17 protein-coding genes, 1 tRNA gene and 2 pseudogenes are annotated in these 22,151 nt (G+C 67.5%); 7 read left to right on the top strand and 13 right to left on the bottom strand.

Annotated elements, in window-relative coordinates; all coding sequences use genetic code 11:
• The first annotated feature begins 107 nt into the window (after nt 1-107).
• Both S1361_RS21260 and S1361_RS21255 read left to right on the top strand, forming a co-directional pair.
• Nucleotides 108-2,390 (top strand): (Fe-S)-binding protein, encoded by a 2,283-nt coding sequence (locus tag S1361_RS21260; RefSeq protein WP_208033388.1) that lies wholly within the window; start codon nt 108-110, stop codon nt 2,388-2,390.
• 187 nt (nt 2,391-2,577) lie between these two features.
• The gene (locus tag S1361_RS21255; RefSeq protein ID WP_208033387.1) at nt 2,578-4,071 is read left to right on the top strand and encodes an alpha/beta hydrolase; all 1,494 of its coding nucleotides are present in this window, start codon (nt 2,578-2,580) and stop codon (nt 4,069-4,071) included.
• A gap of 130 nt (nt 4,072-4,201) precedes the next feature.
• Here S1361_RS21255 and S1361_RS21250 read toward each other — a convergent pair whose 3' ends face one another.
• Nucleotides 4,202-4,528, bottom strand: coding sequence for an antibiotic biosynthesis monooxygenase family protein (locus tag S1361_RS21250; protein WP_208033386.1), 327 nt, complete (start codon nt 4,526-4,528; stop codon nt 4,202-4,204).
• 187 nt (nt 4,529-4,715) lie between these two features.
• Here S1361_RS21250 and S1361_RS21245 point away from each other — a divergent pair, with 187 nt between their 5' ends.
• Entirely contained in the window at nt 4,716-6,197 is a 1,482-nt protein-coding gene (locus S1361_RS21245) for an FG-GAP and VCBS repeat-containing protein (protein WP_208033385.1), read from the top strand.
• 52 nt (nt 6,198-6,249) lie between these two features.
• Nucleotides 6,250-7,296, top strand: a complete 1,047-nt coding sequence (locus tag S1361_RS21240; RefSeq protein ID WP_208033384.1) for a Yip1 family protein — start codon at nt 6,250-6,252, stop codon at nt 7,294-7,296.
• A 205-nt stretch (nt 7,297-7,501) separates the two neighbouring features.
• On the opposite strand, the gene S1361_RS21235 is transcribed toward S1361_RS21240, so the two are convergent.
• The 6 genes from S1361_RS21235 to S1361_RS21215 all read right to left on the bottom strand — a co-directional run bounded on the left by S1361_RS21235 (nt 7,502) and on the right by S1361_RS21215 (nt 10,712).
• Complete coding sequence (locus S1361_RS21235) at nt 7,502-7,978, bottom strand: hypothetical protein (protein ID WP_208033383.1); 477 nt, start codon at nt 7,976-7,978, stop codon at nt 7,502-7,504.
• A 67-nt stretch (nt 7,979-8,045) separates the two neighbouring features.
• Entirely contained in the window at nt 8,046-8,492 is a 447-nt protein-coding gene (locus S1361_RS21230; RefSeq protein ID WP_208033382.1) for a hypothetical protein, read from the bottom strand.
• 505 nt (nt 8,493-8,997) lie between these two features.
• Nucleotides 8,998-9,129 (bottom strand): hypothetical protein, encoded by a 132-nt coding sequence (locus tag S1361_RS39895; protein WP_279577622.1) that lies wholly within the window; start codon nt 9,127-9,129, stop codon nt 8,998-9,000.
• A 220-nt stretch (nt 9,130-9,349) separates the two neighbouring features.
• Nucleotides 9,350-9,865, bottom strand: a complete 516-nt coding sequence (locus tag S1361_RS21225; protein ID WP_208033381.1) for a phosphoribosyltransferase — start codon at nt 9,863-9,865, stop codon at nt 9,350-9,352.
• Nucleotides 9,866-9,878: 13 nt separating this feature from the next.
• Nucleotides 9,879-10,454 carry a dCTP deaminase gene (gene dcd / locus S1361_RS21220; protein WP_208033380.1) on the bottom strand — a complete coding sequence of 192 codons (576 nt, stop codon included), beginning with the start codon at nt 10,452-10,454 and terminating at the stop codon, nt 9,879-9,881.
• Between the two features lie 99 nt (nt 10,455-10,553).
• Nucleotides 10,554-10,712 (bottom strand): hypothetical protein, encoded by a 159-nt coding sequence (locus tag S1361_RS21215; protein ID WP_202515129.1) that lies wholly within the window; start codon nt 10,710-10,712, stop codon nt 10,554-10,556.
• A gap of 271 nt (nt 10,713-10,983) precedes the next feature.
• Here S1361_RS21215 and S1361_RS21210 point away from each other — a divergent pair.
• Nucleotides 10,984-11,054 (top strand) — tRNA-Gly (locus tag S1361_RS21210).
• Nucleotides 11,055-11,163: 109 nt separating this feature from the next.
• On the opposite strand, the pseudogene S1361_RS21205 reads toward S1361_RS21210, so the two are convergent.
• A pseudogene (locus S1361_RS21205) lies at nt 11,164-12,008 on the bottom strand (IS5 family transposase).
• A 103-nt stretch (nt 12,009-12,111) separates the two neighbouring features.
• Between S1361_RS21205 and S1361_RS21195 the strand changes: the two are divergent.
• Nucleotides 12,112-14,532 carry a pentapeptide repeat-containing protein gene (locus S1361_RS21195; protein ID WP_341829342.1) on the top strand — a complete coding sequence of 807 codons (2,421 nt, stop codon included), beginning with the start codon at nt 12,112-12,114 and terminating at the stop codon, nt 14,530-14,532.
• Nucleotides 14,533-14,640: 108 nt separating this feature from the next.
• Here S1361_RS21195 and S1361_RS21190 read toward each other — a convergent pair.
• A pseudogene (locus tag S1361_RS21190) lies at nt 14,641-15,036 on the bottom strand (tyrosine-type recombinase/integrase); the annotation flags it as partial.
• 59 nt (nt 15,037-15,095) lie between these two features.
• Entirely contained in the window at nt 15,096-16,382 is a 1,287-nt protein-coding gene (locus tag S1361_RS21185; protein ID WP_208033379.1) for an AlbA family DNA-binding domain-containing protein, read from the bottom strand.
• Nucleotides 16,383-17,079: 697 nt separating this feature from the next.
• Between S1361_RS21185 and S1361_RS21180 the strand changes: the two genes are divergently transcribed.
• Nucleotides 17,080-17,904, top strand: a complete 825-nt coding sequence (locus S1361_RS21180) for a hypothetical protein (protein WP_208033378.1) — start codon at nt 17,080-17,082, stop codon at nt 17,902-17,904.
• A gap of 1,186 nt (nt 17,905-19,090) precedes the next feature.
• On the opposite strand, the gene S1361_RS21175 is transcribed toward S1361_RS21180, so the two are convergent.
• From S1361_RS21175 to S1361_RS21165, 3 genes are all read right to left on the bottom strand, one after another.
• Nucleotides 19,091-20,377: an N-6 DNA methylase gene (locus tag S1361_RS21175; RefSeq protein ID WP_208033377.1), complete on the bottom strand. Its 1,287-nt coding sequence runs from the start codon at nt 20,375-20,377 to the stop codon at nt 19,091-19,093.
• A gap of 568 nt (nt 20,378-20,945) precedes the next feature.
• Nucleotides 20,946-21,356, bottom strand: coding sequence for a PIN domain-containing protein (locus S1361_RS21170; protein WP_208033376.1), 411 nt, complete (start codon nt 21,354-21,356; stop codon nt 20,946-20,948).
• Nucleotides 21,353-21,574, bottom strand: a complete 222-nt coding sequence (locus S1361_RS21165; RefSeq protein WP_180989643.1) for a type II toxin-antitoxin system VapB family antitoxin — start codon at nt 21,572-21,574, stop codon at nt 21,353-21,355. The genes S1361_RS21170 and S1361_RS21165 overlap by 4 nt, the downstream gene beginning before the upstream one ends.
• Nucleotides 21,575-22,151 lie beyond the last annotated feature (577 nt).

Genomic DNA, 22,151 nt, shown 5'->3' with positions numbered 1-22,151 from the left:
GGGGGTAGTCTCAGACGAACTACATAAGTTACCGCTTAGTAATGTCGATCAGCTCGGGCGTCGGCTCACGACAGCCCGTTCAGACCGAGGCCGCCTCAGGAGCCCCAATGCAACTCGCCGCGATCATCGTGTCGCTGGTCCTGATCGTGGTCGGCGTGGCACTGTTCGGCCGCGCCCTCCTCCAGATCTTCAACCATCTGCGGCTGGGCCAGCCGGTGCCGGCCGGCACGCGGACCAACGATCCCACACAGCGCACCCTCACCGTGGTCCGGGAGTTCCTCGGCCACACCCGGATGAACCGCTGGGGCATCGTCGGTGTGGCGCACTGGTTCGTCGCCGTGGGCTTCTTCACGCTGCTGCTGACGATCGTCAACGCCATCGGGCAGCTGTTCGAGGCCGACTGGATCCTGCCGGTCCTCGGCGACTGGGCGCCGTACAACATCTACGTCGAGTTCATCGGCACGATGACGATCGTCGGCATCCTCGTTCTGATCGCGATCCGCCAGCTGAGCCACCCGCGCCGGCCGGGCCGCAAGTCCCGGTTCGCCGGCTCCAACTTCGGCCAGGCGTACTTCGTCGAGACCGTCATCCTCGTCGTCGGCGTCTGCATCTTCATGCTGCACGCCCTGGAGGGCGCCCAGCACCACGTGGACGGCTACGAGGCCTCCTTCTTCATCTCGTACCCGGTCGTGTCGTGGCTGGAGGGCATGGACGTCTCCACCCTCCAGAACCTCACCTACTTCTTCGCCGGCCTGAAGATCGCGACCTCCTTCATCTGGATGATCACGGTCGCCCTGAAGACCGACATGGGTGTGGCCTGGCACCGCTTCCTGGCCTTCCCGAACATCTGGTTCAAGCGCAACGCCACCGGTGAGACCTCCCTCGGCGCGCTGCTGCCGATGACCTCGGGCGGCAAGCCGATCAACTTCGAGGACCCGGGCGAGGACGACGTCTTCGGCGTCTCCCAGGTCGAGCAGTTCTCCTGGAAGGGCCTGCTGGACTTCTCCACCTGCACCGAGTGCGGCCGCTGCCAGTCGCAGTGCCCCGCCTGGAACACCGGAAAGCCGCTCTCCCCGAAGCTGCTGATCATGTCCCTGCGGGACCACGCCCACGCCAAGGCGCCGTACCTGCTGGCCGGCGGCGGCAAGACGATGGAGGGCGAGGAGAAGGCCTCCGAGGAGGCCCTGAAGGACGTCCCGGCCGCCGCGCTGGCGGAGGCCGAGCGCCCGCTGATCGGCACCGCCGAGGAGAACGGCGTCATCGACCCCGACGTCCTGTGGTCCTGCACCACCTGCGGCGCCTGCGTCGAGCAGTGCCCGGTGGACATCGAGCACGTCGACCACATCGTCGACATGCGCCGCTACCAGGTCATGATCGAGTCGGCCTTCCCGTCCGAGGCGGGCACGATGCTCAAGAACCTGGAGAAGAAGGGCAACCCCTGGGGCCTGGCGAAGAAGCAGCGCCTGGAGTGGACCAAGGAGGTCGACTTCGAGGTCCCGGTCGTCGGCAAGGACATCGAGGACCTCACCGAGGTCGAGTACCTGTACTGGGTCGGCTGCGCCGGCGCCCTGGAGGACCGCGCCAAGAAGACCACCAAGGCCTTCGCCGAGCTGCTGCACATCGCGGGCGTGAAGTTCGCGATCATGGGCGGCGACGAGAAGTGCACCGGTGACTCCGCCCGCCGCCTCGGCAACGAGCCCCTGTTCCAGGAGCTCGGCATGGAGAACGTGATGGCCCTGAACACGGCGTTCGGCGAGGAGCTGGACGACGAGGGCAAGGTCACCGCGGAGTCGAGGAAGCCGAAGTCCGCCAAGAAGATCGTCGCCACCTGCCCGCACTGCCTCAACACGCTCGGCAACGAGTACCCGCAGCTCGGCGGCGACTACGAGGTCATCCACCACACCCAGCTGCTCCAGCACCTGGTGGACGAGGGCAAGCTGATCCCGGTCACCCCGGTCGAGGGCATCATCACGTACCACGACCCGTGCTACCTGGGCCGCCACAACAAGATCTACACGCCCCCGCGCGAGATCATCGGCAAGGTCCCGGGCCTGCGCAACGAGGAGATGCACCGCCACAAGGAGCGCGGCTTCTGCTGCGGCGCCGGCGGCGCCCGGATGTGGATGGAAGAGCGCATCGGCAAGCGCATCAACAACGAGCGCGTCGACGAGGCGCTGTCGCTGAACCCGGACATCGTCTCCACCGCCTGCCCGTTCTGCCTCGTCATGCTGACCGACTCGGTCAACGGCAAGAAGAACGACGGCAAGGCCAAGGAGTCCATCCAGGTCGTGGACGTCGCCCAGCTGCTCCTCGACTCCGTCAAGACCCCGGTCGACCCGGCGGGCGAGACGGAGACGGAGAGCGAGCCGGAGCCGGAGCCGGTGAAGTAACCGCCCTGTTCGCCACGGCCGACGCCCCGCACCTTTCCGGTGCGGGGCGTCGGCCGTGCAGGGCAGCCGGCACGTCCCGGCCTCGGCGAACCCCACCGAGTAGGGGAACCCGGTGAGGCAAACCCCCGTGCGCACAGGCCGGTTGGCAGGATTTCGGTGAGGGACGGCGCAGGCGAAGCTCGTACGCATGACGAAGATCAAGCGAAACGCAGCCCTGTTGGCCGCCTCCGCCGCCGTCCTGAGCCTCGCCGTGCCCGCCACCACGGCGACCGCCTCGGCCGCCGACGACGCCAGGCCGTCGCACCTCCGCTGGACGAAGTGCGAGGGCACAGGTCTCGATCCGCGGCAGCGGTGCACGACCATCGAGGTGCCGATGGACTACGCCGATCCGCACGGCGAGAAGATCACCGTCGCGTTCTCCCGCATCCCCGCCGAGAACCCGAAGGCCCGCCGGGGCGCGCTGTTCCTGATCCCCGGCGGACCCGGCGGCGGCAGCCTCGACCAGCCCTCGGACAAGGGGCAGAAGCTGCCGAAGGAAGTACGGGACAGCTACGACCTGATCGGGTTCGATCCCCGGGGGTACGGCCGCTCGACCCCGGTCAGCTGCGGCATGGAACGAGGTGACCTCGCTCGGACGAAGCTCCTTCCCTGGCCCGCCCCTGACGGCTCCGTCAAGGAGAACATGGCCACCGCGCGGCGGATGTCGGAAGCGTGCGCGCACCACGGCGGCCGGCTGATACGGCACATCAGCACCGCCAACGAGGCCCGCGACCTCGACCGCATCCGGGCGGCGCTCGGCGAGCGGAGGATCTCCGCGTGGGGTGACTCGTACGGGACGTACGTCAGCGTCGTCTACAACGAACTGTTCCCGGACCGCACCGACCGTTTCGTGCTGGACAGCAACGACAACCCCGACCCCGTGCGGGCAGAGCGGGCCTGGTTCGCCGCGTTCGAGGTGGGCGCCGAGGACAACTTCGCCGAGTTCGCCGAGTGGGCGTCACGGCCGGGCAACCCCGATCGAGTGGCCGGGACCGCGGCCGAGGTACGCCGCCTCTTCCTCCGCCTCGCCGCACGTCTCGACCGTGACCCCCTCCCCTGGCCGGGCGCCAACCCGCAGGAGCTCAACGGCAACGTGTTCCGCCAGATGATGCTGGACAGCCTCTACGACCCCGACGACTACCCCGCCCTGGCCAAGCTGATCCTGGCCGCCCGCAAGGGCACCGTGCCGCCCGCGCCCGAGGCGCCGCCCGAGCCGGCCCTCCAGAACGTCACGGCGGTCAGCGCCGCCACCATCTGCAACGACGTCGTCTGGCCCAGGTCCGCGGCCGGGTACGAGAAGGAGGTCGCCGCGAGCCGCGCCGAGTTCCCGCTGACCGCGGGCATGCCGAGGAACGCGACGGTGTGCGCCGCCTGGCCGTACACACCGAAGGAGCCCCCGGTTCGCATCACCGACCGCGGCCCCTCCACCGTCCTCATGATCCAGAACCGGCACGACGTGGCCACCCCTCTCAGCGGCGCCCTCAAGCTCCGCCAGGCCCTCGGCCGACGCGCCGTCATGGTGACCGTGAACTCCACGGGCCACGGCGCCTACCTCGACAACGGCAACGCATGCGGCGACCGGACGGTCTCCCGCTTCCTCGCGACGGGTGAGCGGCCGAGGCGGGACATCGTCTGCGACTAGGCGTTGCCCGGCAGCGCCCGGCTCCTGTCAGGGGGAAGCGCCGCTCATGTACATCGTGGCGACACGACCGACGCCCCCACGGCCCTCCCGGGCGGCGGCGGGGGCGTCACCGTTTCCCTGTTCCTCCGGCCTAAACAGCCTTGGGCCCGGCCTGCTGCACCACCTCGAAGGACCACAGGGTCGAACCGGAGGCCGCGGGCTTCGGACGCTCGCCGCCCTCGCCGCCGCCCTGGTGCGCGGACTTCATCGGCCCCTCCATCCAGGCCTGGAACGACTCCTCGTCCCGCCAGCGGGTGTAGACGAGGTAGGTGTCGGTGCCCTCGACGGGGCGCAGCAGCTCGAACCACTCGAAGCCGTCGGAGTTCTCCACCGCGTGGGCCCGCGAGGCGAACCGCTGCTCCAGCACCTCCCGCTGCTCGGCGGGCACGGTCAGCACGTTGATCTTCACTACGCTCATGGATCCATCCTGGACCATGCCCCGGCGGCCACAGCGCTCTCCCACCGCTTCCGAACGCGCGTACAACCCTTGCGCACCACCGCGGGTCTCCTGATCGCCGGCCGCCCCGCCACGCAGGCGAGCGGCCCGCCCCCATCGTCTGCGGACGCCCCATCCGGGGCGTCCCCCGCATGCAGCAGGAGACCGCATGCACGCGTACTCCCGACTCGCCCTCGCGACGGCCGCGGCCGCCGCTCTGACGGGCGGTCTGCTCACCTTCGCCGCGTCCCCGGCCACGGCCGCCGACTCCTTCAAGGTCGCGAAGGCCGATTTCAACGGCGACGGCATCGGCGACATCGCCACCTCGGCCGCCACCGCCTACGTCAGCGGCCACAAGGACGCCGGCCAGGTCGTCGTCCTGTACGGCACCACCACCGGCGTCTCCTCGGCCAGGCGCACCACCCTCAGCCAGAACTCCACGGGCGTCCCCGGCACCGCCGAGACCGGCGACCAGTTCGGCTACGACCTGGCGTACGCCGACTTCAACCACGACGGCTACGACGACCTCGCCGTCGGCACCCCGCACGAGAAGGTCGGCACCGACACCAACGGCGGCGCCGTCACCCTCCTGTGGGGCTCCGCGAGCGGCCTGACCGGCAAGGGCGTGGAGATCCCCGATCCGGCCGCCGGTTCCCACGACTACTGGGGCCAGAACCTGGCCGCCGGCGACTTCGACGGCGACGGCAAGGCCGACCTCGTCGTCGGCAGCTCCGCCGCCACCCTCTACCTCTACAAGGGCGGCTTCGGCGCAACCGGCACCCCGGGCAGCCGCACCACCGTCAAGCCGCCCATCGAGTCGGGCACCAACGACTACCCGTACGGGCCGATGAACCTCACCGCCGGTGACGTCAACGGCGACGGCCGCACCGACCTCGTCGTCGACGGCTACGAGACGCGGACGTCGTCCCACTGGAACACCAACTACTGGCTGCCCGGCACCGCGAACGGCCTGAGCACCGCCTCCGCCAAGGCCCTCAAGTCCGGCATCGTCACCGGCATCGGCGACATCGACCACGACGGCTTCGGCGACATCGTCACCGGCGCCTCCTGGGACACCAAGACCGGCGACGGCCGGACCATTCCGGACTCCGCCAAGGGCGGCCGGATCAGCGTCACCTACGGCTCCGCCTCCGGCCCGGCCACCACCAGGGCCATCAACCAGGACACCGGCAACGTGCCCGGCAGCTCCGAGACGGGCGACGGCTTCGGCTGGGACCTCGACCTCGGCGACGTCAACGGCGACGGCTGCCAGGACCTCGTCGTCAGCTCCCCGAACGAGGACATCGGCGGCGTCACCAACACCGGCCAGGTCACCGTCCTGTACGGCTCCCGCACCGGCGTGAACACCACCTCCGGCGCCCAGGCCTTCGCCCAGTCCACCACGGGCGTCCCGGGCACCGACGAGAAGGCCGACCTCTTCGGCGCCGACGTCAAGCTCGACGACGTCACCGGCGACGGGAAGGCCGACCTGGTGATCGGCTCGTACGAGAACGGCGGCGACGGCGCGATCACCTACCTGCCGTCCAACGGCAAGAAGATCACCACGTCCGGCTCGCGCACCTTCGGCGCGAGCACCGTGGGCGTCTCGACGTCGGGCAGCCCGCAGTGGGGGGCCGTCTTCGCGGACTGAGCGCCCGGGACCCCGACGAACCCCGACGGAACTGCTGACGGTCCCTTAGGGGATGTCACAGGTCTGCCGCAAAGCCGGGCCCGGACCGCCGGGCCCGGCACATCGGTCCTCGGGACCAGGTACGTTCGATGACGTGGCTGGATTCAGGATCGGACGCGGGGGCCGGGACAACCGCACCCCCCAAGGACAACAGGCGCCGCAGGGACCGTCGCACGGGCACGGGCACCGCCCGGCTCAGCCCGGAGGACCGTCGTACGGTCAACCACCGTACGGCCGCCCGGGCCCCTCGGGCGCCCCGGGGCCCTCGTACGGCTACCCGTCGGCACCGCAGCCGCCGTACCCGCAGCAGGGACAGTCGTACGGACACCCCGGGCCGGCCGACGACGGACCGGAGTACTTCGGCGACGGCGGCTACCCGGGCCCCGGGCAGGGCGGGCACGACCCGTACGCGGCCAACAACCCGGGCCACACCCAGGCCTTCTCCGTCGACGAGGCCGCCGGCTACACCCAGGGCTCCACCTACCATGCAGGCGCCGCCGCGCCCGCCGCGCCGCTCGGGCCGCCCCTGCACTGGAAGGAACTGCTCAAGGGGATCGTCCTGTCCCCGAACGAGACCTTCCTGCGCATGCGGGACTACACGATGTGGACACCCGCCCTCGTCGTGACCTTCCTCTACGGCCTGCTCGCGGTCTTCGGCTTCGACGGCGCCCGCCAGGACGCGATCAGCGCGACGCTGTCCAACGCGGTGCCGATCGTGCTGGTCACGGCCGTGGTGATGGTGCTCGGCCTGTTCGTGCTGGGCGTCGTCACCCACACCCTGGCCCGCCAGCTCGGCGGTGACGGGGCCTGGCAGCCCACGGTGGGCCTGTCCATGCTGATCACGGCCCTCACGGACGCGCCCCGCCTGGTCGTCGCCATGTTCTTCGGCGGCGACGCCGGCTTCGTCCAGCTCCTCGGCTGGGCCACCTGGATCGGCGCGGGCGCCCTGCTGACGCTCATGGTGTCCCGCTCCCACGACCTGCCCTGGCCGAAGGCCCTGGGCGCGTCGGCGATCCAGCTGGTCGCACTGCTGTCGATCGTGAAGCTTGGCACCTTCTGATCATCAACGCCCACGAAGAAGGGCCCCCGGCACGACAGCCGGGGGTCTTTCCGTATGCGGTCCTGTATGCGGTCCTGTATGCGGTCCGCCGGAACCCAGGCGTCGAGAACCTGCCCGGCCCGCTCCACGACGGGCTCGGCACTTGAGCTGACTGCTGGGGTGCGCGGTGGGCCAGGAAGCCGGGAACGGGTTGCTCCCGGTCTCATCAGTCCCATGCGTTGAAGATGACCCCGCCCAGCGTGGTGATGCCGTAGGCCCTGATCTGGCGCCACTCGCCCTGCGTGAGTATCGAGGTGTTCACGTCGGACAGAGGTGTGGTGAGCTGCTCGCGGTCGAACACCTCGAACCCGGCTTGGGTGAAGGTGCCGGCCCAAGGCGGCGGTGCGACGAACTCCTCGCTGTACCACTCCCTACGTTCCTGGGCGAACGCGATCCAGGGGTGACAGGCGTGACACAGAACGATGCCCTCGCCTTCCCGATCGACGACCGACGCGATGTGAAACGTGCGAGGGTACGCCTGCTCCTCCACCTCGCCCACCTCGCCTCCGGCGGAGCGGGCAGCCGCATACAGAGCGCCCCGGAAGGCCCGCAGGTCGGTTTCGGGAGGAGGAGCGTCCTTCGACTGGTAGAAGCCTGTCGCTCCCTGCGGCAGGATGAAGCCCACCTTCTCGTCGTCCACCATGTGGTCATCTTGCCGCGTGTGTGCGAGGGGCGTTCTAGTGCCTCTGCCGTGTACGGACCGACGCTCCCTAAGCGTCGAGTGCGCCCACGGCCGCGTGGATATGAGCCGGGCCGCGACGCAACCGTTCTCCCGCGCACCACCAGAACAGTCGCTCCTGTGCGTCCTCCCTTGGATGCATGCCCAGGCCATGCTCCGGGCACAGGGGCCACGCCTGCCACAGAAGCTCCATGACGGTCTCCTGCGCGGCATCGGCGACGCTCGCCAGTGCAGAGGCAAGGCTGTCCTGTGAGTTCGGGTCCAGGCAGTTGCCGTGCCACTCGCCGTTGGCCATGGCGACGTAGACGTCCTCCGGCTCATCCGCAGCGTAGGACGGAAGGGCCAGCAGTTGCAGGGGTTCCAGCTGGGGAAGCGTCACCGCCAGGTCCCGGTTCAGAAGGGCGAGAGCCTGGTCCCACACCAGGTACTCGCCCGGCGGGACGCGGCGAGGCTCGGGGGGTTCGAAAAGAGCGCACATGAGCACCATCCTCCGCCACATCAGCCGAGGCGCAGGCCAGGCCGACCGATGTCGACAGACCCCTGTGATCGACCTGATGAGGATGAGCACCCGCCGCCAGGCGTAGGCCACAGACGCCACCAGCACCCATTACAAGGCTGCTCAGTACGTGCTCCATGGCCAGCTGGACCACTCGGCCGAGGCACGAAGCGCGCCTGCACAGGCACACGAACAATCATGGCTGGCCAGAGCTCCACGTGAGCACTCGCCCAGTTGTGTGCGCATAGTGACCTGAGAAGACCTGAGAAGACCTGGGAGCTATAGTCAAAGGGGTTCACCGGCAGCTCGTGTTCCCGTTGCCACGAACCCCATGGATGTGGCTCTACGCAGAGGAGCCCGGCCCTGGTTGCAGCCAGGGTCCGGGCTCATACGTGGAGTCGTTAAGCGGGTCCGGCCGACTAGACAACGGCCGGGCTCGCTTTGCTTTGCCCTGCCTTCGTCCGGTGCACCACTCAACGTCGGCGCGCTAGCGCGCCAGCTGCTCCACACAGCCTGCGAGCGCCGTGATCGCCGTGAGGACCGCTATCAGGATCTCGGCCTTCGTCGGGCTCGGTCGCTGATCGCGGTTCGGCTCTTCCGGCTTTCGCAGTTCTGCCATGTCACACTTCCAGTCCGGTCGTGCCAACCCCTGGCGGGCGGGGGTCTTCGGCTCTTAGGTCCGAAGCTCGGTATGGACCGGAAGTGGACAGCAGAAGCATATCGGTCGGCACTGGCACTCGGAGGGCTCACCTAGCGCACTCTGCATGACACTTGGCCCACCTGCGGCATCTGGCACTCCTGTTGGAAGTGTTCGGCGCAGCGCCCTTGACAAGGCAGATCTACAGCGCCTCCTTGTTCGGCTTGACCGCTTCTCCCGACCTACTTACTGGAGGCAGGACACTCCACGGGAAGTTGATCCAGTCGTCGGTACGCTTCCAGACGTACTCGCACTTCACGAGGGAGTGGGACTTCTCGTAGACCACCGCGGAGCGCACCTCGGCGACGGTGTCGAGGCAGAAGTCGCGTACGAGCTTGAGCGTCTTGCCGGTGTCGGCGACGTCGTCGGTGATCAGCACCTTCTTGTCGGAGAAGTCGATCACGTTGGGGACGGGGGCGAGCATGACCGGCATTTCGAGGGTCGTCCCCACACCGGTGTAGAACTCGACGTTCACGAGGTGGATGTTCTTGCAGTCGAGGGCGTAGGCGAGCCCACCCGCGACGAAGACACCGCCCCGGGCGATGCTCAGCACGATGTCGGGCTCGTACCCGTCGTCGGCGATGGTCTGCGCCAGCTCGCGGATGGCGGTCCCGAACCGCTCGTAGGTCAGGTTCTCCCGCACGTCTGCGCTGCTCATGCCGTCGTCGCCCTCACACCTGGGTCCGGTGGAAATTGAGGAAGGACCGCGAGGCGGTCGGTCCGCGCTGCCCCTGGTACCGGGAGCCGTAGCGCTCACTGCCGTACGGCGACTCGGCGGGCGAGGTCAGCCGGAACATGCACAGCTGCCCGATCTTCATCCCCGGCCACAGCTTGATCGGGAGCGTGGCGAGGTTGGACAGCTCCAGGGTGACGTGCCCGCTGAAACCGGGGTCGATGAACCCGGCGGTGGAGTGGGTGACCAGCCCCAGCCGGCCGAGCGAACTCTTCCCCTCCAGGCGGGAGGCGAGATCGTCGGGAAGCGTGATCACCTCGTAGGTGGAGGCGAGCACGAACTCCCCGGGGTGCAGGATGAACGGCTCGTCGCCCTCGGGCTCGACCAGCCTGGTCAGGTCGGCCTGCTCGATGGAGGGGTCGATGTGCGGGTACCGGTGGTTCTCGAACACCCGGAAGTACCGGTCCAGCCGTACGTCGATGCTCGACGGCTGCACCATGGTTTCGTCGTAGGGATCGATCCGTACCCGCCCGGCGTCGATCTCGGCCCGGATGTCCTTGTCTGAGAGAAGCACGTAGCGAGGATACGCAAGGCGCGCGGAGCCGTGGCAATCACGACAACTCCGCGCGCCCACTGTGACGGCCCGGCTACAGCCGGTCGCCGTGCCCTCCGGTCACCGCTTCTCCATGACGACAGGGACGGCGCTGCGGAGCCGGGCGCAGCGCGGGCACCGGACCAGCCGGCCGGGGCCGAGCCGCTCGGCCTGCTGCATCGGGAACGAAGTGGTGCTGAAGACGTGCCCGTCCGCACATCGGACGACGGTGCGTTCCATCAAGTCCCTCAAGTCCCTTCCCCAAGAGCCGCGTCCGGCGTTGCTGCCCGGACGACAAAAGCCACATTACGGGATCAACGAGACGACTCTCCACGCGGCACTCCGGCCCTCCCCGAGGCCTCCACGGTACGCCCCAACTCCGGCCACCCGCAGCCGGATCCCACCTCTGAAACCGACTCAGGCCCCCGGGTTCCGAACACCGGGGGCCTGCGATGATGTAGAGTGAGCACCGTCCGGACACCGGCCCCTCCGGGACCTCGTCCGTACTTACGCGGGTGTAGTTTAATGGTAGAACATCAGCTTCCCAAGCTGAGAGCGCGAGTTCGATTCTCGTCACCCGCTCTTTGAGAAACCCCCAGGTCGGAGACCCGGGGGTTCTTTGTTGTCTGGACCAGTGGGCGGGCGCACCACATCCGCACCATAAGGGCGCGACTAGGGACTGTCGTTTGGATCATCGGGCAGACCAGAGGAAGATGCCGGCGAGATGGAGTCCGGCCAGGTAAATAGTCGCGGTCTTCTCGTAGCGGGTGGCGATGCCTCGCCATTGCTTCAGGCGGTTGATGCATCGCTCGACGGTGTTGCGCTGCTTGTAAGCCTTGCGGTCAAAGGCTGGTAGCCGACCGCCCCGGCTACCGCGCCGGAGCCGGTGCCCGCGCTGGTCCGCTGGGACCGGAATCACCGCCCGGATGCCGCGGCTCCGTAGATGATCACGGATCGCGCGGGACGAGTAAGCCTTGTCGGCCAGCACCACGTCCGGCCTCGTGCGCGGACGACCGCGGCGGCGGGGAACACGCAGGCGAGCCATGACGTCGGTGAAGGTAGGCGCGTCACCGGCCTGCCCCGCGGTAAGGACGAAGGCCAGGGGGCGGCACCGTGCATCGGCAGCGAGGTGGATCTTCGTGGTCAGCCCGCCACGGGACCGTCCGATGGCGTGGTCGTCGGGTTCGTCGGCCAGGGGCCCCTGTAGGCCGGCTCAGGAGGCGTGCTGGTGAGCGCGCACGATCGTGGAGTCCACCGAGACGGCCCAGTTCAGGTCTTCGTCTGCGTCGGCCTGAGCCATCAGTGTGGTGAATACCCGTTCCCACGTGCCGTCGATAGCCCACATCCGCAGCCGGCTGTAGACGCCTCGCCAATTGCCGTACTTCTCGGGCAGGTGGGCCCACTGGTTCCGGTCTGGAGCTTGAACGCGATCGCGTCGATCACCTCCCGGTGATCACGCCACCGGCCACCCCGTTTCGGCGCCCGGTCTGGGAGTAACGGCTCGATCCGCGCCCACTGCGCGTCAGTCAACGGCACACACGAAGCATTGGTCGGTCAGGCTGAACGAAACAACCCATGCCTCAGGCAGGGCTCTGCACAGCAAGTTCTATGCTGCTGCATCCTGTTGAGACACTGTGTCATGTTCACTCACCGCCACCCGATAAGGGAGGCCAGCCCGGTGCATCGTGACGGGCAGTCGGCGAACGGTCGGACCATCTCACCAGAACGGCTCGCTGAGATTGAAGAGATCACTGACAGCGTCACGCGCTGGGCCGCGGAACACCACGACATTGTGGGCGTGCTCCTCGTGGGCTCCTGCGCCCGAAATGCCGCCCGACCTGACTCCGACATCGACCTGGTCCTCCTCACCACGGACGAGAGCAGATACGCGGACGGTGTATGGGCCGACGGGCTCGCCCTCGGCACCTTGATAAGGACTCAGGCATGGGGAGCGGTCGTGGAACGACGCTTCGCCACTACCTCGGGCCTGGAAGTAGAGCTGAACTTCGCTGGCCTCAGCTGGGCAAGCACCGACCCTGTCGATCCCGGCACAGAGCACGTAGTCGTCGATGGAGCCCGCATTCTGCACGACCCCGCCGGAGTCTTGAGCAGTCTTCTGCAGACCTGCCAGACGACGTCCGCACAGCCTCCGGCGTCCACACCTTCTTGGCCCTGCTGCGGACACGGTGCGACTGCCCCTGCCTTCGCCGGCTGCCGGGGCATCCGTGTCCCCCACCACACCTTCTGTCTGGCCCATATGGCCGATGCCGACCGCACCACGCACCTTGCAGGGCTGGCCCCGGGAGTCGACGTCGACTATCGCGGCACTCCGTTCACCGAACCCCTGCTGCGCAACCTTCTCCGGGCCCTGCACGACCCTGCCACCGGCAAACCACGATTCGGCAATGCGCGTTTCGACGGGGCGACATTCTCCGGCGTCGCGGGGTTCGATGGAGCCACCTTCTCCGGTATCGCCGGGTTCGCTGGCGCACAGTTCATGGACCACGCTGAATTCAGTCTGGTGATCTTCGCCGGCCCCGCTGGCTTCGCCCGTGCGGGATTCCGGGGACCTGCCGGGTTCTCCGGTACGACGTTCAAGGGGGTCGGCGGGTTCACAGGGGCGACATTCAGCACCCTTGCCGGGTTCGCCGGCGCGACGTTCTCCGGGCCTGCCGAGTTCGACGAGGTTGCGTTCACCGGCGCCGCCAGGTTCGGCCGGGTGTCCTTCACCGGCCCGGCGGGCTTCGTCGGCGCGAGGTTCTTGGGGCCTGCCGAGTTCGACAGGGCGGCGTTCACCGGCGCCGCCAAATTCGACAGGGCGACCTTCACCGGTCCTGCAGGCTTCTGCCAGGTCGAATTCTCCAGTGACGTCCGGTTCGGTGATGCGACATTCGCCTTGGACGCCGCGTTCCGCGAGGCGAACTTCCCGTCTCCCTCGACGTTGGGGCCAATGACATGCGCTGGCCGGGTCGACCTGTCGGACAGCGCCTTCGGCGCACCCGCGATATTGGAGATCGCGGCAGCTGAGGTCCAGTGCGTTCGGACTCGGTGGGATTCCACAGCAACCCTGCGCCTGCGGTACGCCTCCGTGAACCTCAGCCAAGCGGTACTGGCCGCACCTGTGGCCCTGACCACCTCACCACGGCTTACCGCCACCAGGCACATAGCGGAAGAAACACTTCTGGGCGACCGCGAGCCGAGTGTGAAGGTCACTTCAGTGCAGGGCGTGGACGCCGCCCATCTGGTCCTGACAGACACCGACCTGAGCGACTGCCTCTTCATCGGCGCCTTCCATCTCGACCAACTCCGCCTCGAAGGCAGCACCACCTTCGCCCCCGTGCCCACAGGCACCCACCTACGCCATCACTTCTGGCCCTACCGATGGACCCAGCGACGCTGCCTGGCCGAAGAACACCACTGGCGTGCTCACACAGCCGGCCAATCCGCCACGCTCCCCGCTCAGTCACCATCGCCCCACCAATGGCGCACCGCCCCACACGACCATGCTCACACTCCCGCTCCCCAGCACGTCGTTCCCGTGTACCGGCAGTTGCGCAAGGCGTTCGAGGACAACAAGAACGAACCTGGCGCGGCCGACTTCTACTACGGCGAAATGGAGATGCGCCGCCACGACCGCAACACCCCCCGCGCCGAACGCGGCCTCCTCTTTGCGTACTGGCTGCTGTCCGGCTACGGCCTACGCGCCTCCCGCGCTCTGAGCTGGCTCCTCGCAGCGATGACTACGACCGTGTTGCTCCTCATGCTGTGGGGCCTGCCCGACCAAACCCCCACTCCGGCCACCACCGGCACCCTCGCGCACGGTCGGCTCACGCTGCGCACGACCACTTCAGATCCGGCCTTGACCAGGCCCTGGCAAAAACGGCTCACCGCCGACCGCGCGGAGCAAGCTACCCGCGTCGTACTCAACTCGGTGATCTTCCGCACCTCCGACCAGAACCTCACTACTGCAGGCACGTACATCGAGATGGCCTCGCGCCTCCTGGAACCCATCCTCCTGGCCCTTGCCGCACTCGCCGCACGCGGCCGCATCAAACGCTGACTGAGTGCCCAGCCACCACTTGCGGGCTCCGACCGTCGACGTGCCCCCGCTCAATGTCACAGGTATCTCAGCGGGGCCCGCCCAGTGCAATGATCCAAAAGAAGCGCCCTAGCTGCCGGTGGCCTTCCCCTTGTGATGCGCGCTCTCGTCCGTGTGGTGCTTCGCACGCTTGGCGCGGACCATGCCGTCCAGGCCGGCGGCGACGTCGCGCTGCCTCTCCTCGTCGGAGTGCTGGTAGATCAGCGCGGCTTTCTCGGAGGACTGGCCGGCGCGGACCATCGTGTCTTTGAGGGTGGCGCCGGATCGAGTCGAGAGCGTGTGCCCGGTGTGGCGAAGGTCGTAGAAGCGGAAATCGTCGGGGAGGCCGGCGGCGGCTCGGGCGCGGCGCCACTTCCAGCCGAAGGACGTGCGGCGGAAGGGCGCCCCCTTCTCACCGACGAAGACCAGGCCGTCAGGGCCTTTCTCGGCGAACCAGGCAAGGTGCTGCCTCAGCTCCTTAGTGAGGCCCCTCTGCGCCACTCCTATCCACCGCCGCCCTTTATGCGCCGTAGTCCGGTTGCTGGTCAGTCGTGCAGGACCGGGAAGTTGGGATGGAGGTAGCGCCAATCCAGGGCCATGTTGCGCAGGGCTTGGATGACCGCGTTGGGCAGGTCGCCAGCGGCCACGAGTTCCTCGTTCAGGTGCTCGCTGCCGCCGCGGAGGCGTCCTGCGCCGGTCGGCTCGCCGAGAAGGTCGGTGCTGAGCGTGTTCTCTAGCCACGGATCCCCCTGCACGCCGGAAGCAATGTGCAGTTCGATGGGTGGCGTGGGAATCGACGCAGTGCCGAGCAGCTCCAGGGTGAGGGTGGGCAGGGCGTGCCGGATCAGCGCGCGTACGGCCTCGTAGCACGCTTGCACCCACAAGTCGTTTGCGATCTTCTTGCCACCGGTCCAGAGAAGCAGGTCGAAGAGCACGTCCAGGCTGCTGCCGCCGTTGGGCAGCGTGGCACTGCACTCCAGGCGTATGCCCGCCTGATGCGGACCGGGAATGGGATGGCCGGCCGCGAGCCGGACGTGACGACCGTTCCCGTGCTCGGGATCGATCGTCCATGGTTGCTGGTCCTGGTGTGTCCCTACCCGCTGCACAAGCGCGTGCAGCCGCTCCGGCAGCTCGTACGCGCCTGTGAGACTGGGCGCGCTTAGCGACCGCATGAGGGCGTCGACCGTTGTGCCGTGCAGCCGAAGACGGGCGGCGTCCCTTCGCAGTGGCCGGGAAACCGCGGCACGGATGACTAGGTCGGGCGGGGCCGCAGCCCTCTGAAAGCGTGTGGCCGAGCGGTGGTCAGGCAGGAAGCGCGGGTCACCGGTGTAGGCAAGCACCGGATCGGCGGCCTGCTGGAAGAGTGCGTACACGAGGCGACGGTCAGCAGGAATGTTGCGGCCGTCCAGACGGACTCGGACGACTCCCTGGTGGAACAGCGGTCGGGGCACGCTGTCCGGGTCAATCCGCACTACGAGAAGGAGCCGGTCGTCCACAGTGACCGGGATGACGTCCGGCGTCCAGCCAGGCGGGTCGAAGGTGGTCGCCATCTTGCTGACCAGCCGGTCTTTGTCGATCGCCTTGACCCCGACCAGTTCCCCGGGCAGGTTCTTGTCCTTGGGGTGGGCGTCAACGCCGATGAGGACGATACCGCCGTAACTGTTGGCCATGGCTGCGACGGTGTCGGACACTGCATCGACATTACGTTTGTAGTCGAGGGTGAAACTCTCCTCCAGCTCCAGCGCCAGGAAGCCGCGGACCATCTCGCTGTCGATCAACTCGACGGGGGCGCTAAACAGGGGATGTGCGAGGTTCGGCATGGTCATCAGCATGGCGTTCCTGCATCCTTCGGCGCACACGGTTTCATTACATCGGCGACCGAGAATGGAACGTCCTCCAGCGCTTCAGTGCCGGCCTCTGTTCGCGCGTGCGACTCTCTGCCCCACCGCTTGCGGCCGACTGCCAGATCGGAACTGAGCTGACGCCCGCTGATCCCCCCCCACCGGAGCCGCACCCAGGTGAGTGTCTAACTGCGTGACAACGCCGACGAACATCGGCGGACGAGCACGAACGCGTGCGGGCCGTCAACAAAGGCCGGAGGTACGGCCGCCCAAGGTAGAAGCCCCACGCAAGTTGCTTCGGAACGAAGAGGTCCTCAGCCAAGCCCCCGCCGCCACGCTTCTACCGACGGGGCTTGCTCTGGTCGACGACATGGCAGCGTGGCTGACTGTCGTCGGCTGAGGCTCAGACACTCCGGGGCTCCCAGCTCCGCCAAGGGACCTTCGAGGCGAAGGGACCGTGCCATACACGTGCCAGATCACGCGGGGAACCACGGGGAACAGCGGGAAGCTCTCCCGGGTGCGACCAGGGCTCCAACACGACTCCACCGCAGGTCAGCACAGCAACCGCTGTCAAAGAACCCGGGCTTCCCAAGCTGAGGTCTGTAGGACCCGCTGCCCGCAAAACTGCTAGGTGCAGCCCTAGGGACGACAGTAAGGTAGCGCCAGGTAACGGGAGTTAGGTCATAAAGTGGACTTCAGCGATCAAGTTAGCCGCCTGGCGCGCGCCCATCAGCTTGGAGCAGCACTGTCGGCCGACATGCAGGCGTGGGGCGTTAGCACCCCTTATGGCGTCCGGGCCAGCATCGCGGAAGATCGACTCAGCTGGGAGCTGCGGCTCCAGGTATCTCAATCTCCACCACTTGCCGATTGGGGCTTCCGATTCGGTGAGGCCGTCAATCACCTGCGGGCGGCCCTCGACAACCTGATCGTGGCCATCGCGCGGCAGACTGGCGTGACGGACGAAAAGCAGCTCAAGGTACTCATGTTCCCCATCTGCGGCACCCTCAGAGAGTGGAAGAGCCGCCAGAAGGCGCTGTCTTGCTTGCCCGACTGGTGCCGCCAAGCTCTGGAGCAGGTTCAGCCGTTCCAGCGTCCCGAGCACGGCGGCAGCCTTGATCAGGACCTTCTGTTGGTCCTACGCGACCTAGACAACACCACCAAGCACCACCTTCAGGTCAAGCCCGATCTGGCACCACAGAGCATCCGGCACACACCAGCGGTCGAGTTCGAAACCGAGGAAGGGGCGGCCGCTAGCGTGCCACCTGACGTGGAGGTGGTAGTTGACTCGTTTGAAGATGGCGCTGTGCTACTCCGGTATCGGACCAAGGGCCGCATCAAGTCAGTCGAGGGACAATACAACATCACGGCTCAGGTTCAGGCCGTCACTCCTGATGGTCGGCCTCACGGCGTAACGGACTTGCTGGAGGCCCTGTGGGAGTACACGCGGATCGTCATGGGGCACGTGATGGGTGCGGCCGAACAGGCTGAGGAAGGTCCGGAGCCTAGCTGCTAGCCGGCCCGTCTCAGTTTCCGTCTCATTCAGCCCCGTACACGGCCGGCCGTTCAGGCGAGCCCCGGAAACGTCTCGGCTTCGGCAGACGGTCGCCTATGAACCCAGGTGAACGTCCTCAAACGACGTCTGCCACCCCACCACCACAGTTGGAAAGCGTGTTGGTGGGTCTGCGGAATGCCAGACACGACGACCAGCAGTCCGCCGCTTGACGCTCTGGAGAGCTGCCGCCAACGTCGGCGAAGAAGCCCGCTAGAGCCGCTTGCTCTGCTAGAAGTCTTCCGTGCGCAGACTCCTGCAAAGGCTCGTCGAGAACCGCGCGTGGCGGGTCGCTCGGGTGGTGGCCTACTCCGTGGCCGGCCTTATCGGCGTAGGGATCTTCGTCGTCCTCCCGATCACAGCCCAACTCAGTGGATGGAACGATGACGACGAGGATCCGCCGGTCAGCTCTGGAGTTCCATCCGCCACGCACACGCCAGTTCGCTGGACGTATCAGGGCTACGAGTGCTCAGACGGGTGGCCGTCAGACTCCATCGGCCGCCCAGGAGCCTGTAGCCATCACGGAGGCGTTGTCTCCGTATTTGAGGGAGACGACGGAACAGTCCTCAGGTGTGGAGACAACGAGCACGCACCTCGTCCCGACGAACAACAGCAGCAGATCGAAGACTATGGGCGCGTCGTCTGCGTGTTCAGGTGAGCATCGGGTTTCAACGCGGATGATCCCAGCCGCACCACATGCGCACCAGATCGAGCGGGGAACAACGGGGAACCACGGTGAACGCAGCCCAGGCCGACAGGCAGCTCTCAGACCGTTCGCCAAGGTCAGCAGTCGAATGGACCGCTAGTGCTTGCAGCTTCCCAAGCTGAGAGCGCGAGTTCGATTCTCGTCACCCGCTCCAGAGAGAAACCCCAGGTCAGTGGCCTGGGGTTTGTTTTTTGTCAAGAGCGGGTCGAGTGCCGCTCTTCACCATCCATGGGCGAGCCACCGGCCCAGCCCACCATCAGCCAGAACCAGTAGGCCGGTTCGTGTCGGCCGATGCACACGGCAGGTTCCGGTGGTCGTCCGTCGTGGTCCAGTTCCGCAGCGTCGTAACTGCTTCCACCGCGGCGAAGCACAGCCCTGCCGTCGTACCGAACGCGCCCCCCGCGTACAGGATCAAGTCAGCGAGGCCCACGCCGGTCGCGTATTTCAGAGCGGCAACACACACGGCGACCAGCATGGAGAAGAGCACGATGACCAGAAGCCAGAGCGCCCAGGCGACGGACCGGGACAGGCGCGTGGGGTCTGTGGTGGTCGTGATCGGGATTTCCTTTCGCTGTCTCGAGAGGAGGGCGAGGCGCTCGTCAGTTGGTCGAGAAGCAGCCCTCGTGCGTGGGTGATGGCTGCCGCCAGTTCCCGGTGGGCGTCGGACCGCTCCCCGAGGAGCATCAGCAGTTCGGCGATCTCCTGCTGCACGTCGAGGGGAGGGAGCAGGACTTCCTGGCGTCCCAGTGCGTCCTTGGTGATGAACGGAGCCGCAGTGGCGGCCGCTCGATCCCTGATCCAGTTCACGGCGTCCGGACGGCTCAGCACGGCGAGCAGGTAGTGGGGCAGGACCCCGGCGTCCTGGCGGCAGCGGAGCCTGATCACGTTGGAGCTCATGAGCCACCCCGTCTGGTCCCCCCGCACCATGGCCGGCGGCCCCATGGCGCCCGAGCGGATACAGACGATGTCACCTGGCGCGAGTCGGTAGCGCGTCAGCCGTTCTGCGAGCTCCGGCGAGACGCGCTCGTCGACGCTGTCGGTCACCCGCCCGTCCCGCAGGTGCCTTGGGAAGACGACCGGCACCACGCCGTAAGGAGTCCGGTCCTGCGGCGCCGGCAACGCGTGCGACGGACCGGTCTGGATCTCGCACAACGCCGCGAGCGTGGCCCTGCGCCGAGGCGCCTGACGCCCTCGGTCGGTCTCCAGCTCGGCGCGCAGGCCGACGGTGCGCTCGTCCAGGTCGGCGCATCTCTCCCTCAGCCACGACACCTCGGCCCAGGCTTCCGCCTCCGCGGTACCGGCCGCACCAGAGTCCGGGGCCGACGAACGGCCGATGTGGTCGATGGGATTGAGCGAGTAGTCGTTGCGGCGCAGCGCCTCCCTGTCGACACGCGCGCTGGGTACGGTCGCCGGAGGGGAGTCGTCCGGTCGGGCGGGTCCTTCCCACGGACTGAGAGCCAGGTACGAGTCGAGGACGGCTTGGACGTCGTCGTAGGCAAGCACCCTCCGCCCGCCGCGCCGCATGACGCCCAGGTCACGCGCGTCCAGGAACAGGACATGGTTCCCGGCGTCGGCCGGGTGCCGCAGCAGCCACACGCACACGGGTACCGAGGTTCCGGAGAAGAGTCTGTCGGGCAGCGCCACAACGCACTCCACGACACCCTGCTCCACCAGTGCCCGACGGATCGCCCGCTCCGCCGCGTTCCCGGAGTTGCCCGCCTTGTTCGGCATGACCACCGCCGCGCGCCCGCCCTCGTTCTGGACCTCACCGACCCGGCGTCGATCACGCGGGCCGCCGAGGCGGTTCGGGCCTCGACGCGGTCTCCCTGCCGGTCGCCGAGAACCATGTCACCGTCAACCTGCTGGGCACGATCCGTATGACGTGCGCCTTCCTGCCGCTGCTGGTCGGCAGGGCGGACGCGGTGGTCATGAACGTCTCCTCGGCGCCGGCGTTCGTATCCCTGCCGGCCACCCCGACGGCGGAGGAGTGCCTCGACGACCCTGGCTCTCCTGTCCGCGGACCCCGATGGCAAGGAACTCGTCGTGGAGCGAGCGAAGTTCGTCCGCGACGCGGCAAGCGGCACCTACGACGACGTTCCGGCCCTGCTGTCCGTGTCCGATCCAAGGGCTTGGGCGGCGTGGACGGCGGCGCCGTCATCAGCGCCGTCTACGAGGAGGAACTGCGGTGCATCGATGACGGCTGGCGCATGGCCAGGCACGCCATACACGTCAAGTGACGCTTCAGGCCCGATGGCCGACGTTCGCAAGTTCCCGTCCACAACCTGTGGGGGAAAGCGCCTCAGGTGATGTCGTGGACATTGTGCTCGAGCAGATCGGTTGCGTGCTGGGCGATGGCCCGGTAGTCGGCATCGTCGTGGAGGACAGCCAGGCCGTGGTGGGCGGCGGTGGCGGCTATGACGAGGTCCACCGCCGAGGCGCTGCGATGCTCCCCGGCCTGGGCCATACGGTTTTGCACCGCGCTGATCCAACGCCCCGCGTTCTTCGGCACCGACACGTCGGGATAGAGGTCGGTGAACATCTCCGCGATCTCGTCGTACTCACGGCCGTTCCGGGCGCTGTACAGGAACTCGGTTCGCTGCACGTAGCAGGATGCGATGGCACCGGCGTCGATCGCGTCGTACCAGGCCGACTGCAGCTTTGGTTCGCGGATCAGCCGGACCAGGCCGGAGGTGTCGAGCAAGTAGATCACCGGCTGTGCTTCTCCGCCCGGTGCAGGCGCTCGGCGTCCTCGACGGCACCCCACTCACGCGCCCGCTCGAAGTGACGGCTGATGCGCGCCGCACGCTCCTGCTGTTCGGCGTAGAAGTGCAGAGCCAGGTTGACCGCTTCCTTCTTGGTCCTGACCTTGGCCAGAGCCATGGCACGCTCCAGAGCGTCATCATCGATGTCGATCTGGGTCACAGACATACGAACACCTCCTACGCAATGTTGGTGATGTACATAGAAGAGTATGTCACCAACATTGGTGATGCCACCTCCGTACGTCAGATGTGCAATGGCAACGGAAACTCCAGATCAGTCCGTCAGGCCATGCCCGCCGGTCGGCGCGAAGCGCCGCGCGCCGTACAGCTCGACAGATGGTGGCCCCCGTGCCCAGAGCGTGCCGGTAGGAACGGACAGCGGCCATTCGCCCACCCAAGCGCCGTCGCTTCCCAAGCTGAGAGCGCGAGTTCGATTCTCGTCACCCGCTCCATGCGAAACCCCCAGGCCGGCGGCCCGGGGGTTTTTGTTGTCTAGTCCAACTTGAGGGCAGCGTGCCCTCTGCGTGCCCCAAGTGCAGGCCAGCGGCCCCTGTCGGGGGTTTCGCGTGCCACTTCGAAGGTTGGTGCTCGCGCCGCGGGGGGCGAACGCCCACGTTCTGCGGTCTTCTCGGTGCTCAACAGCCGAACGGGAGCCCGCGATCCCAGAAGGAGAAAGCGTCGACCCCGGGGCGGTCGCGGGACAGCGAGAAGACTCGTACGCCAGCGCCTCAAGAAGATGCACG

This window comes from Streptomyces cyanogenus (genome assembly GCF_017526105.1).
Lineage (GTDB): Bacteria > Actinomycetota > Actinomycetes > Streptomycetales > Streptomycetaceae > Streptomyces > Streptomyces cyanogenus.
Note: the sequence above shows the minus strand (reverse complement) of the source record. Positions and strands in the feature narration are given on the sequence as shown.